The following is a 14,393-nucleotide window of genomic DNA, read 5'->3' as shown; positions in this document are numbered from 1 at the left end:
TTGTGTTTTTAGGTTTCTAAGTTTGTGTTGCTATCGTGTGAATCAATGTCTTCAACGTAGAACATAGGGCCTAGAACGTAGCACTGAAGTTAAGAGGAGTACGTATGTTCTTCAACGAGGATTTCGAGACGCTGCCCCGCGAGGCCTTGCGGGCCCTGCAACTGAAGAGACTCAAGGCGATGGTGGCACGGGTGCAGGAATCCGTGCCGTTCTACCAGGAAGCCCTGAAAAAGGCCGACGTCAACGCCGATTCCATCACCTCGCTCGAGGACCTGTCCCGGCTTCCCTTCACCTACAAGCAGGACATGCGCGACTCCTACCCCTACCGGATGTTCGCGGTCCCCATGGAGGAGATCGTGCGCATCCACGCCTCCTCGGGTACCACCGGGAAACCGACGGTAGTCGGCTATACCAAGAAGGACATCGAGAACTGGAGCGAGCTCATGGCGCGCTCCTTCGTGGCTGCCGGCGTAAACCGCGGCGACATCATCCACAACGCCTACGGTTACGGGCTCTTTACCGGCGGATTGGGCGCACACTACGGCGCCGAGCGCCTGGGGGCCTCGGTTATCCCGATGTCCGGCGGGAACACCAAGAAGCAGATCATGATCATGCAGGACTTCGGCTCCACGGTGCTTACCTGCACCCCGTCGTACTCGCTGTTCATGGCCGAAGCCGCCAAGGAAGAGGGGATCGACTTCCGCGAGCTGAAGCTGAAGGTGGGGATCTTCGGTGCCGAGCCCTGGTCCGAGGAGATGCGCGCCGATATCGAGGCGAAGCTGAACCTCACCGCCGTCGACATCTACGGCCTGTCCGAGATCATGGGTCCGGGCGTCGCCATCGAGTGCCACCAGGCGAAGAAGGGGCTGCACATCTGGGAGGATCACTTCATCCCCGAGATCATCAACCCGGAGACCGGCGAGGTCCTGGGCGAAGGGGAAGAGGGCGAGCTGGTCATCACCACCATCACCAAGGAAGGAATCCCGCTGATCCGCTACCGGACCCGCGACATCACCTCGCTCACCTACGAGCCGTGCGTCTGCGGCCGCACCCATGCCCGGATCACCCGGATGAGCGGGCGCAGCGACGACATGCTCATCATCCGCGGCGTCAACGTCTTCCCGTCCCAGATCGAATCGATCCTCATGAGCGTGGAAGGGGTCGAGCCGCACTACCTGCTCATCGTGGACCGCAAGGAGAACCTCGACACCCTGGAGGTCCAGGTCGAGGTGGGCGAGCACCTCTTCTCCGACGAGATCAAGCACCTCCAGGCGCTCTCGCAGCGCATCGAAAAGCAGATCAAGGAGATGCTCGGCGTTACGAGCCGAGTCCGCCTGGTGGAGCCGAAAAGCATCGCCCGCAGCGAAGGAAAGGCCAAGCGGGTCATCGACAACAGGAAAAAAGCCTAAGGGGGACAATCAGATGCATGTTGAGCAGATCTCCATATTCATCGAAAACAAGTTCGGCAGGCTGGCAGAGGTCACCCGCATCCTCGGCGATGCCGGCATCAACATCCGCACCCTGTCCCTGGCCGACACCTCGGACTTCGGGATCCTGCGCCTCATCGTGAACGACACCGAAAAGGCCAAGAGCGTCCTCAAGGAGCGCGGCTTCACCGTCAGCAAGACCGAGGTGGTCGCCGTCGAGATCCCGGACCGTCCCGGCGGGCTTGCCGACATCCTGCAGGCGCTCGACGCCGACGGCATCAACGTCGAGTACATGTACGCCTTCGTGGAGCGCTGCGGCGAAAATGCGGTCATGATCTTCCGCTTCGACGAAACCGCGAAGGCCATCTCCACCCTGACCGGCAAGGGGTTCCAGATCCTTCCGGGCGAGCGGCTCTACAACATCTAGCGACACCACCTGTGCCGCAGTTTTGTCGCCTCGGTTCTCTGCGAACCCTGGCACTGATCTTTGAATCGCCGTAATTGCCATGTCTGCTGGCACCTGCGAGGTACCGCTAGTCAAGCTCCACTTTTTTCTTCCAGCTCCGGCTTGCTCATTTAACTGGCTGTAACAGGGGGTATTTTGAAAAAGTGTCTTTGGCTTTGCTGTGTCATCTTGCTGTGCGTAGCCGGTCCTGCTTGTGCCGCAGGCCCCATAAAAATCGGCGCCCTTTTCGCCGTCACCGGTCCTGCCGCCTTCCTCGGTGAGCCTGAGAAAAACACCCTGGAACTGCTGGTGAAAGAGGTGAACGCCAAGGGTGGGATCAAGGGATCTAAGATTGAACTGGTCTCCTACGATACCGGCGGCGACGTTACCAAGGCCGTTCAGCTCGCCAACAAGCTGATCAAGAACGACCGGGTGGTCGCCATCATCGGCCCCAGCACCACCGGAGAGACCATGGCGGTTATTCCGATAGCCGAGAAGGAGCAGGTGCCGCTCATCTCCTGTGCGGCCGGCATCAAGATCACCGAGCCGGTGAAACGATGGGTCTTCAAGACCCCCGCCAACGACCACGTGGCAGCGGAAAAGATCCTGATCCAGGCGCAGAAGCGGAAACAGAAAAACATCGCGCTTTTGACCGTTTCCGATTCTTTCGGCGCGTCGGGTCGCGAGCAGCTGAAGCAGATGGCCGGCAAGCGCGGCTTCAAGATCGTCGCCGACGAGGTGTATTCCCCGAAGGACAACGACATGACGCCGCAGCTCTACAAGATCAAGGCTGCCAAACCCGACGCCATCATCTGCTGGGGCACCAATCCCGGTCCGGCGCTGATCACCCGGAACGCGCAGCAGCTTGGCCTCAAGATCCCGGTGTACCAGAGCCACGGCGTCGCCTCGAAGAAGTTCATCGAGCTTGCCGGGGCAGAAGCCTCCGAGGGGACCACGCTGCCGGCAGGAAAACTGGCCGTCCACCACCTGCTGAAGAAGACGGATCCTCAGGCGAAACTTCTCAGGGAGTACGCCGACGCCTACAAGAAAGCCTACGGCGTGGAGGCCTCCACCTTCGGGGGGTATGCCTATGACGGATTCCAGCTGGTGGCCGGCGCCCTTAAAAAAGGGGCGACGACCCCCGCGCAGATCCGGGACGGTATCGAAAAAAACGGGAAAATGGTCGGTATCTCCGGCGTTTTCACTATCACCCAGGCAGATCACAACGGCCTGGATCTCTCCGCCTTCGAGATGGTACGGATCCAGAAGGGCGATTGGGCACTGTTACCTTAATTTGTTGGTCTTTTTAGGAGGAACCGATGAAACGTCTGATATCTGCCGCACTGGCCGTGGTCTCCCTGCTGAGCTTCGCCTCGGCGGCCCTGGCAGCCGCTCCGATCAAGATCGGCGCACTGTTTGCCGTCACCGGTCCTGCCTCGTTCCTCGGCGAGCCGGAGCGTAACGCCGCCCAGATGGTTGTCGACGAGATCAACAAGGCCGGCGGCATCAAGGGGCGCAAGCTCGAGCTGGTCGTCTACGATACCGGCGGGGACGCCACCAAGGCGGTGCAGCTCGCCAACAAGCTCATCAAGAACGACCACGTGGTCGCCATCGTCGGCCCCAGCACGACGGGCGACACCATGGCTGTCATCCCGGTCGTAGAGAAGGCGCACATCCCCATGATCTCCTGCTCCGCCGGGATCAAGATCACCGAGCCGGTCAAGAAGTACGTGTTCAAGACGGCGCAAAACGACACCCTGGCGGTCGCACGCATCTACGAGCAGCTCAAGAAGGAGCGCAAGAGCAAGGTCGCCATCCTGACCGTGTCCGATTCCTTCGGGTCTTCCGGCCGCGAGCAGCTGAAGAGCCAGGCGTCGCGCTACGGGATCGAGATCGTCGCCGACGACACCTACGGGCCGAAAGACCCGGACATGACCGCGCAGCTCACCAAGATCCGCGGTTCTAAGGCCCAGGCGCTGATCTGCTGGGGCACCAATCCGGGCCCGGCAGTCATCGCGCGCAACGCGCAGCAGCTCGGCCTTAAACTGCCGCTCTACATGAGCCACGGCGTTTCCTCGAAGAAGTTCATCGACCTGGCCGGGGATGCAGCCGAAGGGATCAGGCTCCCCTCCGGGAAGGTCCTGGTCGCAGACCTGCTCCCCAAAACCGACAAGCAGAAGGGCTCGCTGCTCGCCTTCGTAAAGGACTATCAGCGCCACTTCAGTGCCGCGGGCGACCACTTCGGCGGCCACGCCTGGGACGCCGTGATGCTCTTGAAAGGTGCCATCGAAAGGGGAGGGGACACCCCCGACGGGATCCGCAACCAGCTGGAGGCCACCCGCGGGTTTGCCGGCATCGGCGGTGTCTTCAGCTACTCGCCCCGCGACCACGCCGGCCTCACCAAGGACGCCTTCGTGCTGGTCGAGGTGAAGAAAAAAGATTGGGCGCTGGTGAAGTAGCGTCCCTATGGATCTTCTCAACCAGATAACGCAGTTCGTCATTTCGGGGCTGGCAACCGGAGCAATCTACGCCCTGATCGGCCTCAGCTTCGCCATCATCTTCAACTCCACCGGCATCATCAACTTCGCCCAAGGTGAGTTCGTCATGCTGGGCGGTGTGATGACCATCTTCGCGTTGAACGTGCTGAAACTCCCTCTCCTGGCCGCCGTCGTAGCCGCAGTTCTGGGCACGACGGCAGTCGGTCTGGCCTTCGAGCGGCTTGCCATCCGCCCCCTGAAAAACGCCACCCCCTTGAGCCTCATCATCATCACTATCGGTGCGAGCATCCTGATCCGCGGCGTAGTGATGCTCCTTTGGGGCAAGGACACCCAGGTGCTTCCGCCGTTCTCCGGCAACACCCCTCTGGAAATCGCCGGCGCTACCTTGCTGCCGCAGCATCTTTGGATTTTCGGCGTCACCATCCTGGTGATCGTGGCAAGCCGTCTCTTTTTCCACCACACCATAAGCGGCAAAGCGATGCGGGCCTGTTCCTTCAACCGCAAGGCTGCGAACCTCGTTGGGATCAGCGTCGGGCGCATGGTCCTCTTATCCTTCGTCATCAGTTCCGCCTTGGGCTCCCTGGCGGGGGTCATCATCGCGCCGCTCACCATGACCGCCTACGACGTCGGTGTCATGCTGGGGCTCAAGGGATTCTGTGCTGCCATCATGGGCGGCATGGGGAGCGGTTTGGGAACCGTCCTCGGGGGGATCATCCTGGGTACCCTCGAATCGCTGGGCGCCGGTCTGATTTCTTCCGGATACAAGGACGCCATCGCGTTTTTGATCCTGCTGCTCATCCTGTTCTTACGTCCCCAGGGGCTTTTCAAGAAGGGTGAGACGGAGCGGGTTTAAAGACTTAGAAGCTGTTCTACGTTCTATGTTCTAGGTTCTATGTTGGAACCTGCCCGTAGTCGCTGCGTCAGTTGGGGATTTGCAGGAGCGATGCATTTGGGGTTTTAGGAAAGTCGGGAAGGTGAATACTCGACCGTTTGTTTGCCATTAACGTAAAAGCTAGGCATAGAACTGATTCTTTTGCCTTTAACCTAGAACGTAGAACTTAGAACATAGAACCGTTTCTCGCCTTGAGGTTGCATGAAATCGGACAAACTCAAATTCCTGGTTTTCTGCCTGGTGGTTTTCGCGCTGCCCTTGCCGCTGTCCACGGGGTACCTCACCAACGTGCTCATTTTCGTGGGGATCAACAGCATGCTCGCGCTCGGGCTCAACCTGCTATTGGGCTACGCCGGACAGATCTCCCTCGGTCAGGCGGCATTCTTCGGCCTGGGCGCCTACGGCTCCGGCGTCCTGACCACCCAGTACGCTTTCGATCCCTGGCTCTCGATGGTCCTGGTCGCACTCGTGGTTGCCGGGTTTGCCTTCGCCATCGGGTTTCCGGTGCTGCGCCTTAAGGGTCATTACCTCGCCATGGCGACCCTAGGCGTCGGGGTCATTGCACACATCGCCTTCAACGAGACCGTCGATCTAACCGGCGGCCCCTCGGGTCTTTCCGGGATTCCGAACCTTTCCATCGGCAGTTTCAGCTTCGATTCCGACCTCAAGAACTACTACCTGGTCTGGAGCTTTGCCCTGGCGGTCATCCTGCTCAGCCTCAACCTGGTCAACTCGCGTTACGGCCGCGCCCTGCGCGCCATCCATGACTCTGAAGTTGCCGCGCGGGTCATGGGGGTCAACGCACGGCTCATGAAGGTGCAGGTCTTCACCCTGTCTGCCCTTATCTCCGCCATCGCCGGCAGCCTTTACTGCCACGTGATGACCTTCATCTCTCCAACTTCGTTCGGTTTCAACATCTCCGTCGAGCTGCTCACCATGGTGGTCATCGGCGGGCTGGGGAGCGTCTACGGCTCGATCCTGGGGGCGCTTCTTTTGACCCTGCTCCCTGAATTGCTGCGCACCTTCCAGGACTACGACATCGTGGTGTACGGCCTTTTGCTGGTCTGCATGACCATCTACCTTCCCGGAGGAATGGTGCGAGGCATACCGGCGCTGCTGCGGCGCCTGGTTCCGGCAAGGAGCGGCAATGCTTAGACTCGAGGGGATCGGCAAACGTTTCGGCGGACTGACCGCGCTGCAGGGGATCGGCTTCACGGTGGCCAAGGGCTCCATCACCGGGATCATCGGCCCCAACGGCGCCGGCAAGACCACGCTCTTCAACATCGCCACCGGGATTTATCCCCCCTCGGAGGGGAAGGTGCTCTTCGAGGAAACGGACATATCCCAGTTCCCCCCCGAGCGCCGCGCGCAGTTGGGGGTGGTGCGCACCTTCCAGAACATCGAACTTTTCGGGAAGATGACCGTGCTGGAAAACGTCATGGTGGGGCTGCACACCCAAAGCTCCAGCGGGCTTTTCGCCTGTTCGCTCCGGATGCCCTGGCAGATGAAGGAAGAACGCCGGATCCGCGAGAAGGCAAAAGAATGGCTTGAATTTGCCGGCATCACCGACCTGGCTGACGTCGAGGCGGGAACGCTTCCCTTCGGCAAAGGGAGGCTCTTGGAGATTGCCCGCGCCATGGCGCTGGAGCCCAAACTCCTGCTCATGGACGAGCCTGCCGCGGGCCTGAACAGCCGGGAGACTGCAGAGCTCGCGGAACTGATCAAGCGGATCCGCGACCACGGGGTGACCGTCGCCTTGGTGGAGCACGACATGGACCTGGTGATGGATATCTGCGACGCGCTGGTGGTCCTGAACCTGGGAACCATGCTCGCCGAAGGTACGCCGCGCGAGATCCAGGAAAACCAGGCGGTGATCACTGCCTATCTGGGCGAGGAGTAGCGGGATAGATCAGCCGCAGGGACAGACGAAATTATGCTGAAGATCAAGAACATAAACGCCTACTACGGCAAGGTCCACGCCTTGAAAAACGTCTCGCTGCACCTCAATCGCGGCGAGATCGTGACCCTCATCGGTGCCAACGGTGCCGGCAAGACGACATTATTGAACACCCTTTCCGGGATCATTCCCGCCGCCGGCGGCGAGATCTTGCTGGAAGGGAAGGGGATCAGCGGGCTTGCCGCCGACCGCGTCGTTTCGCTCGGCTTGTCGCAGGTCCCCGAGGGGCGCCAGGTCTTCAACCCGCTCACCGTAGAGGAGAACCTGGAACTGGGGGCCTATCTGCGCTACCGAAGCGGCGGCCAAAAAGACGAGATCGCCGGCGACCTGGAGCGGATGTTCCAGGTGTTTCCCCGGCTCAAGGAACGCCGGCGCCAGGCGGCGGGTACCCTTTCCGGAGGGGAACAGCAGATGCTGGCGATCGGCCGGGCCCTCATGGCGCGTCCCAAGTTGCTGCTTTTGGATGAGCCTTCCATGGGACTCGCCCCGCTCGTCGTGCAGGACATCTTCAAGGTCATCCAGCGGCTGCGCAGCGAGGAGGGGACCACCATCCTCCTTGTCGAGCAGAACGCCCGGGCCGCGCTCAAAATCGCCGACCGCGGCTATGTCCTTGAGACAGGAAAATTGATTCTTGAAGGAAAGGCAGCTGAACTATTGGAGAATAAGGACGTACAACGTGCTTATCTGGGACGTGACAAGAAAGAGATCTGGGAACGTTGAGAAGCAATTGACAATTGATAATTGACAATTGACAACGAACGCAGGACCGACTGGCTGGCACACGTCGGCTGCGGTATCAACGCCCGTTTTGAGCGTGTGATCAGGTTCTGGGTTTAATTGTCCATTGTCCATTGTCAATCGTACATTGATTCATGGGAGAATCTATGCAGATTTTTGATCCTGAATATGAATGCATGCCGCGCGAGGAGATCGAGCAGCTTCAGTTGGAGCGACTCCAGGCGACCTTGAATCGCGTCTACAAGAACGTCACCTGCTACCGGAACAAGTTCAAGGAGCTGGGGATCGTGCCGGAAGACGTTCAGTCGCTTGCCGACCTTTCGAAACTCCCGTTCACCACCAAAGAGGACCTGCGCCTCAACTACCCCTACGGCATGTTCGCGGTGCCGCTGCGCGAGGTCGTGCGCATTCACTCCTCGAGCGGCACCACCGGAAAACCGACCGTGGTCGGCTACACCAAGCACGACATTAAGGTCTGGTCCAACCTGGTGGCGCGTTTCATGACCGGGGCCGGGGTCAACAGCGACGACGTGGTCCAGATCGCCTTCGGCTACGGCCTTTTCACCGGCGCCTTCGGCCTGCACTACGGTTCGGAGCAGATCGGGGCCTCGGTTATCCCGATGGGGGCAGGCAACACCGAAAAACAGATCATGATCATGCAGGACTATAAGACCACGGCGCTGGTCTCGACTCCGAGCTACGCGGTGACCATCGCCGAGCGCATGGAGAAGATGGGGATCGACCCGAAGAGCCTCTCGCTCAAGGTCGGCCTGTTCGGCGGCGAGCCCTGGTCGGAGTCGATGCGCCGCGAGATCGAGAACCGGCTGGGCATTTCTGCCACCGACAACTACGGGCTTTCCGAGGTGATCGGACCAGGCGTGGCGGGGGAGTGCGGCAACAAGTGCGGCATGCACATCTCCGAGGATGCCTTTATCGCCGAGATTATCGATCCCGACACGGGAGTGACCCTCCCGCCGGGGAGCATCGGGGAGTTGGTGCTGACCTCGCTCACAAAAGAGGCCTTCCCGATGGTGCGCTACCGCACCCGCGACATCACCTCGCTCGATTTCGCCCCCTGTGCCTGTGGCAGGACCACGGTCCGGATGAAGAAGACCATGGGGCGCTCCGACGACATGCTCATCATCAAGGGGGTCAACGTCTACCCTTCGCAGATCGAGGACGTGCTGTTCGCGGTTGAGGGGTGCGAGCCGCACTACCAGTTGGTGGTCGACCGCCAGGGGGCCCTGGATACCCTGGAGGTGAGAATCGAGGTCACCGAGAACATCTTCTTCGACGAAATGAAGATGCAGAAGGCGTTTCTGGACAAGGTCGAAAAGAAGATCGATTCGGTGCTTGGGGTGGGTGCCGTGGTGAAGCTGGTTGAGCCGAACAGCCTGCCGCGTGCAGAAGGAAAAGCATCTCGCGTGATTGACAAACGAAAAATCTAGTCTAACATTTCTCCGCCGTGCTTTGTCATAACTGATAGGTACGTACTACTTACCTGACTACAAGGAGGATTAGCATGAAAAAGGTTCTTATCGCCACCGCAGCTATGTTGTCGCTTACTGTTTTTGCCGCACCCGGTTTCGCCAAGGAAGATGCAAAGGCAGAATTCGATAAGCACTGTGGTGCTTGCCATCCCAAGGGCGGCAACATCATGAAAGCCGACAAGACCCTGAGCAAGAAGTCCCTGGCGGCGCACGGGATCAAAGCCGACAAGGATATCATTGCCAAGATGCGCAACCCCGGCCCGGGGATGACCAAGTTCGACGAGAAGACCCTGCCGCAGAAAGAAGCGAAAGCTATCGCGGATTACATCCTGAAAACCTTCAAGTAGGGCAGGGGGGTAACTGCAGGGAAAAGAATAGGGGACTAGGGACTGGAAGTAGCAACGCTTCCAAGCCCTTAGTCCCCTTAGTCTTTTTTCGATTATCTTGTGCGGTCGAACCCCGCAAAATGTCACTAGTCCCCGCCTTACTTCCACTGTCTCAGTTCGATCGACAATCCATCGATATCCCTGATCTCGGCCCGGATGGAGTCGCCGAGGTCGATGGGACCCCAGGTCACCGGAACGCCCTGCACCTCCAGGTGTTCCAACGCCTCTGCCATGTTCTCCACCTGAAGTGCCATCATGCGGTACCCTACGCTCCAGGGTTCGGTGGTGGCACAGGCGGCCGTCGGCACCCGCATCAGCTCCAACACCGTATCTCCCAGCTTCAGATAGGCAATTTCCTCCATTGGCGCATGGTTCACCGGGATGCGCTGTTTGACGACAAAGCCGAGGACGTCGGTGTAGAAGGCGAGGGATTTGTCGAAATCACTGGGGATAATCTCTATGTGGTCGATCCTTTTGAACATGGGAGCCTCCTGTCAGTCGGGTTCTGGAGCTAGGTCAAGTTCTGCAACATCTTCCTGGGTGATGTTTTTCTGAGGAACGCGCATCCACTGAGCTGTAATCAAGGATACGACACCGAGGAGACTTCCGGCAACAAAGGGGATGCGGTAGTCGATCATCCAGAAGTAGCCGCCCAGGGCCGGAAGAAACACAGCCGCGATGTGATTTATGGTGAATCCGACGGACATGGACGAGGCGATATCGGCAGGATCGGCAACTTTCTGGAAATAAGTCCGGATGGAAACGTCGAAGTTATAGAGGATATTGTCCAGAATGTACATGAACATCACCATGTTTTTCGAGGTGCTGAAGGCGTAGACCAGGAAAATAACGATGACGCCGGTGTACTCGATGGAGGAGATGAAACGCTCTCCGAAGCGGTTGATGGCTTTGCCTATCATCGAGTTGAGGATGTACCCCACGATGTTGTTTACCACAAAAAGCAGCGTCATGTCGCGGACCGAGAAGTGGAAAACTTGCACCAGAAGGAGAATGGAGAAGACGACAAATATCTGCCGGCGGGCACCCGACAAAAAGGTGAGCAGGTAGAAAAGGGTATATTTCCTGCGTAGGATCATCTTTTTGCGTTGCGGGATGACGCTGGCGTGGGTGGGATTCTGGAAGAGTCCCCATAATCCGGCAGCAAGTACAAGGCATCCTATGACCAGGTACATCTCTCGATATTGTGCAAACGCACCAAGTACATAGACCAGCAAACCTGCCGCAACGCTTGAAATTGCCCCAAGCGCCCGCAATCTGCCAAAGATGAGAGGGGAGACCGCCGTAGAGAAATACTGCAGGGTAAGGGACTGGTTGGTGCTTTCATAGTAGTGAAAGCCAAAGCTCATCAAGATTGTGGTAAAGATAAGCCATCCGTAACTGGGAAACAGGCCGGTGATGCCGGTTCCCAGACCCAGGAGCGCCACGGAAAGAGCAGCCAGCTTGTGCTCGCGCACCAGGAGCAGGACAAATACCAGAAGCAGGGTGAGAAGTCCTGGAACTTCCCGTATCGACTGGATAATGCCGACTTTGCTGCCATCGAGATGCACCATTTCTGCGGCAAAGTTGTTAAAGAGGATGGTGTACCCCTGGAGGCCGATAGTGGAGGCCGCGGTAAGGATCACCAGGAAGCGGAGCATGGGGCGCTGCTCCGAGCTGATTGCGCCAGGATCGAGTCTGCCGAGAAGTCTTTTCATCATTGCACCGGAAGTTGGATTGAATTACCAAGTAGGGGATCTCGAATAGCGCGCGCAACAACCACAACGCAGGTTTCGTGATGTCTATCTGGAGTATGAACAACCTGAACCTGAACGGCTCGAGAGTTAATTTCAAGTGAATGCACTGTGACACGTTGGCAACTGCACCAGAAGAGCTGCGGACTCTGCTGAATGTTCCAAGGTCTCCTGAGGTGAGTGCCGGACCTTCGATAATGGCACGGCCCGGGTCACAGTGTAAAGGAGATATCCGCACCCTTCAGTAATTCCTGCACGCCCCTTCCTCTGTCAACCTTTACGTCCCATAAGATATAGTTTATGTAATTAAACCGGATGCTTAGCATAATCCATCCCCATCCCCCTAGCGTCACAGGTGGTCTGTCTGACAAAGGTTCAGTTTGTCGGACGTGTAACACAGGTTTTCCAGGTAGTCACCCCCTTTCAGTGGAATCGTGCCAAGACCGAGGCAGAGCCCCGGCCCTGGCCCATTACTTGCGATGCTTCCGGAACCGGCCAGCCTTGCGTATGGCGTCCTTTACCCACTGGTAGTAGGCGAGAGATTCGCCCTCGCTCTTAAGCGCAGCGTTGGTCAGCCTGACAGCTTCCGCCGAGTCACACCCCTTGGCGATGAAGCGATCATAGTGAGCTACAGCCTTGGCCTCGAAGTCGGCAACGCGCTGTATGTTTCGCTCCTGTACCGAGAGGTCGCAGACCTTTGACTGTGCGGCAGCAGAACGCGCTTTAACGTCAACGCTACGCAGCATGAGGGTCATGGACTCAAGCAGGGCGATATAGGCCCTTGTAAGACCCTCAGGGAGCGCCACGGACAGGAAAACGTAACCCTCCCGGACTGCTGACACCTGAAAACTGACCTCGCAGCCAGGGTGGAGCGGGTTGAACACGCTGTTGAGGTCATACAGCAGCCGGTTAACGTCCGGTGCCGCAAAGCTCGACGGAATAGGGGAGACAGCTTGGCTTCTGGTGCCCATGCCGCTACCCCCTTACCGCGCTGTAGCGCTGTTTCTCGGCGATGAAGCGATAGACCAGGTGACGGACGATCACCGAGGCGTTGAAGCCCTCAGTCTGAGCGATCCGCTCAAGAGCGGCGAACCGATCACCATCAAGACGCACCGTAAGCCGGCGATCCAGACACCGGGCGGATGAAGGAAGTTCAGAATTAATTGCTTTCATTGGTTTTTCTCCTAGTGAGCCGCCATGCCCACAGGCAAAGGGCCAAAGCCGTCGCAAACCCGGGCCAACGTGCGCGCCCCGAGGCGCTTGGCCCTGCGACAATGGCCTTGCCTATGGACTAGGCTCTAGTTGTCTTACAAATTCCTCAATATCTTCGCGGCGATAGCGTACAAGACCGCCAAGACTGACAGCGGGGGGAACAGAACCCGCTTTTTTGAGACGGAAGAAGTGAGCACGCGAGACGCCGAGCNCAGAGGGAGCCGCTACCGGTACAGACGCCTTTGTTTCCTGAGGGGAAACCAGCCCATCAAGGTAGCCGTCCTCTTCAGCAGCAGTACGAGCCTGCGACTTCTCATACTGAGCTTGCATCAACTCGTCAGGGGTCCGGTTCACTCGCTTGGTTTTCTTCTTGGTAGTCCTTACCATGTTTTTCTTCTCCAGTCTCAGCCAGTATCAATCGGTCTCATTGACCGTTGGAGCTAGGGGTATCAGGTTCAAGGTTCAGTATCAATCAGTATCACAGAGTCTCAGGGAGTATCATTACGGGGAATTGCCCCCGTGTTACAGAACGGGGGCTACCCGATTCGCAGAACGCAGAAAGGGGATCCCGTGCCGATCAAGGCGCACAGGTTCCCCTAGCGGTAAATTGCCCCTCCCCTTGGAGAGACTATTTACGTCCCATAAGATATAGTTTATGTAATTAAACCGGATGCTTAGCATAATCCATCCCCATCCCCCTAGCGTCACAGGTGGTCCGTCTGACAAAGGTTCAGTTTGTCGGACGTGTAACACAGGTTTTCCAGGTAGTCACCCCCCTTTCAGTGGAATCGTGCCAAGACCGAGGCAGAGCCCCGGCCCTGGCCCATTACCTGCGATGCTTCCGGAACCGGCCAGCCTTGCGTATGGCGTCCTTTACCCACTGGTAGTAGGCGAGAGATTCGCCCTCGCTCTTAAGCGCAGCGTTGGTCAGCCTGACAGCTTCCGCCGAGTCACACCCCTTGGCGATGAAGCGATCATAGTGAGCTACAGCCTTGGCCTCGAAATCGGCAACGCGTTGTATGTTGCGCTCCTGTACCGAGAGGTCGCAGACCTTTGACTGTGCGGCAGCAGAACGCGCTTTAACGTCAACGCTACGCAGCATGAGGGTCATGGACTCAAGCAGGGCGATATAGGCCCTTGTAAGACCCTCAGGGAGCGCCACGGACAGGAAAACGTAACCCTCCCGGACTGCTGACACCTGAAAACTGACCTCGCAGCCAGGGTGAAGCGGGTTGAACACGCTGTTGAGGTCATACAGCAGCCGGTTAACGTCCGGTGCCGCAAAGCTCGACGGAATAGGGGAGACTGCTTGGCTTCTAGTGCCCATGCCGCTACCCCCTTACCGCGCTGTAGCGCTGTTTCTCGGCGATGAAGCGATAGACAAGGTGACGGACTATCACCGAGGCGTTAAAGCCCTCAGTCTGAGCGATCCGCTCGAGAGCGGCGAACCGATCACCGTCAAGGCGCACCGTAAGCCGGCGATCCAGACACCGGGCGGATGAAGGAAGTTCAGAATTCATTGCTTTCATTGGTTTTTCTCCTAGTGAGCCGCCATGCCCACAGGCAAAGGGCCAAAGCCGTCGCAAACCCGGGCCGA

General features: G+C 58.4%; 16 protein-coding genes. 10 read left to right on the top strand and 6 right to left on the bottom strand.

All coding sequences use genetic code 11. The annotated features are described in order from the left end of the window. Window positions 1-104: 104 nt before the first annotated feature. The 10 genes from GMST_RS11755 to GMST_RS11710 all read left to right on the top strand — a co-directional run bounded on the left by GMST_RS11755 (window position 105) and on the right by GMST_RS11710 (window position 9,794). On the top strand, window positions 105-1,409 hold the full coding sequence (locus GMST_RS11755) for a phenylacetate--CoA ligase family protein (protein WP_183354851.1): 1,305 nt from the start codon (window positions 105-107) through the stop codon (window positions 1,407-1,409). 13 nt (window positions 1,410-1,422) lie between these two features. After that, window positions 1,423-1,854, top strand: coding sequence for an ACT domain-containing protein (locus GMST_RS11750; RefSeq protein ID WP_183354850.1), 432 nt, complete (start codon window positions 1,423-1,425; stop codon window positions 1,852-1,854). A gap of 174 nt (window positions 1,855-2,028) precedes the next feature. Further along, the gene (locus GMST_RS11745) at window positions 2,029-3,165 is read left to right on the top strand and encodes an ABC transporter substrate-binding protein (RefSeq protein WP_183354849.1); all 1,137 of its coding nucleotides are present in this window, start codon (window positions 2,029-2,031) and stop codon (window positions 3,163-3,165) included. Window positions 3,166-3,191: 26 nt separating this feature from the next. Then, entirely contained in the window at window positions 3,192-4,331 is a 1,140-nt protein-coding gene (locus GMST_RS11740) for an ABC transporter substrate-binding protein (RefSeq protein ID WP_183354848.1), read from the top strand. Between the two features lie 7 nt (window positions 4,332-4,338). Next, on the top strand, window positions 4,339-5,223 hold the full coding sequence (locus GMST_RS11735; protein ID WP_183354847.1) for a branched-chain amino acid ABC transporter permease: 885 nt from the start codon (window positions 4,339-4,341) through the stop codon (window positions 5,221-5,223). A gap of 240 nt (window positions 5,224-5,463) precedes the next feature. Continuing rightward, a complete protein-coding gene (locus GMST_RS11730; protein ID WP_183354846.1) occupies window positions 5,464-6,417 on the top strand; it encodes a branched-chain amino acid ABC transporter permease in 954 nt (317 codons plus the stop codon). Beyond that, window positions 6,410-7,162 (top strand): ABC transporter ATP-binding protein, encoded by a 753-nt coding sequence (locus GMST_RS11725; protein WP_183354845.1) that lies wholly within the window; start codon window positions 6,410-6,412, stop codon window positions 7,160-7,162. The genes GMST_RS11730 and GMST_RS11725 overlap by 8 nt, the downstream gene beginning before the upstream one ends. 33 nt (window positions 7,163-7,195) lie before the next feature. After that, window positions 7,196-7,939: an ABC transporter ATP-binding protein gene (locus GMST_RS11720; RefSeq protein WP_183354844.1), complete on the top strand. Its 744-nt coding sequence runs from the start codon at window positions 7,196-7,198 to the stop codon at window positions 7,937-7,939. A gap of 164 nt (window positions 7,940-8,103) precedes the next feature. Beyond that, on the top strand, window positions 8,104-9,405 hold the full coding sequence (locus tag GMST_RS11715; RefSeq protein ID WP_183354843.1) for a phenylacetate--CoA ligase family protein: 1,302 nt from the start codon (window positions 8,104-8,106) through the stop codon (window positions 9,403-9,405). Between the two features lie 74 nt (window positions 9,406-9,479). Continuing rightward, window positions 9,480-9,794, top strand: coding sequence for a c-type cytochrome (locus GMST_RS11710; RefSeq protein ID WP_183354842.1), 315 nt, complete (start codon window positions 9,480-9,482; stop codon window positions 9,792-9,794). 137 nt (window positions 9,795-9,931) lie between these two features. Here GMST_RS11710 and GMST_RS11705 read toward each other — a convergent pair whose 3' ends face one another. The 6 genes from GMST_RS11705 to GMST_RS11675 form a co-directional block, all read right to left on the bottom strand. After that, a complete protein-coding gene (locus tag GMST_RS11705) occupies window positions 9,932-10,315 on the bottom strand; it encodes a VOC family protein (RefSeq protein ID WP_183354841.1) in 384 nt (127 codons plus the stop codon). Window positions 10,316-10,327: 12 nt separating this feature from the next. Continuing rightward, entirely contained in the window at window positions 10,328-11,548 is a 1,221-nt protein-coding gene (locus tag GMST_RS11700) for an MFS transporter (protein WP_183354840.1), read from the bottom strand. 506 nt (window positions 11,549-12,054) lie between these two features. Then, the gene (locus tag GMST_RS11695) at window positions 12,055-12,555 is read right to left on the bottom strand and encodes a hypothetical protein (protein WP_183354839.1); all 501 of its coding nucleotides are present in this window, start codon (window positions 12,553-12,555) and stop codon (window positions 12,055-12,057) included. A 4-nt stretch (window positions 12,556-12,559) separates the two neighbouring features. Then, window positions 12,560-12,757, bottom strand: coding sequence for a hypothetical protein (locus GMST_RS11690; protein WP_183354838.1), 198 nt, complete (start codon window positions 12,755-12,757; stop codon window positions 12,560-12,562). Between the two features lie 865 nt (window positions 12,758-13,622). Further along, window positions 13,623-14,123, bottom strand: a complete 501-nt coding sequence (locus GMST_RS11680) for a hypothetical protein (protein WP_183354836.1) — start codon at window positions 14,121-14,123, stop codon at window positions 13,623-13,625. 4 nt (window positions 14,124-14,127) lie between these two features. Beyond that, entirely contained in the window at window positions 14,128-14,325 is a 198-nt protein-coding gene (locus GMST_RS11675; RefSeq protein ID WP_183354835.1) for a hypothetical protein, read from the bottom strand. Between the last annotated feature and the right edge of the window lie 68 nt (window positions 14,326-14,393).

Source organism: Geomonas silvestris (assembly GCF_014193515.1).
Taxonomy (GTDB): Bacteria; Desulfobacterota; Desulfuromonadia; order Geobacterales; family Geobacteraceae; genus Geomonas; species Geomonas silvestris.
The sequence above is the reverse complement of the archived record's forward strand: the minus strand, read 5'-3'. Positions and strand labels throughout refer to the sequence as shown.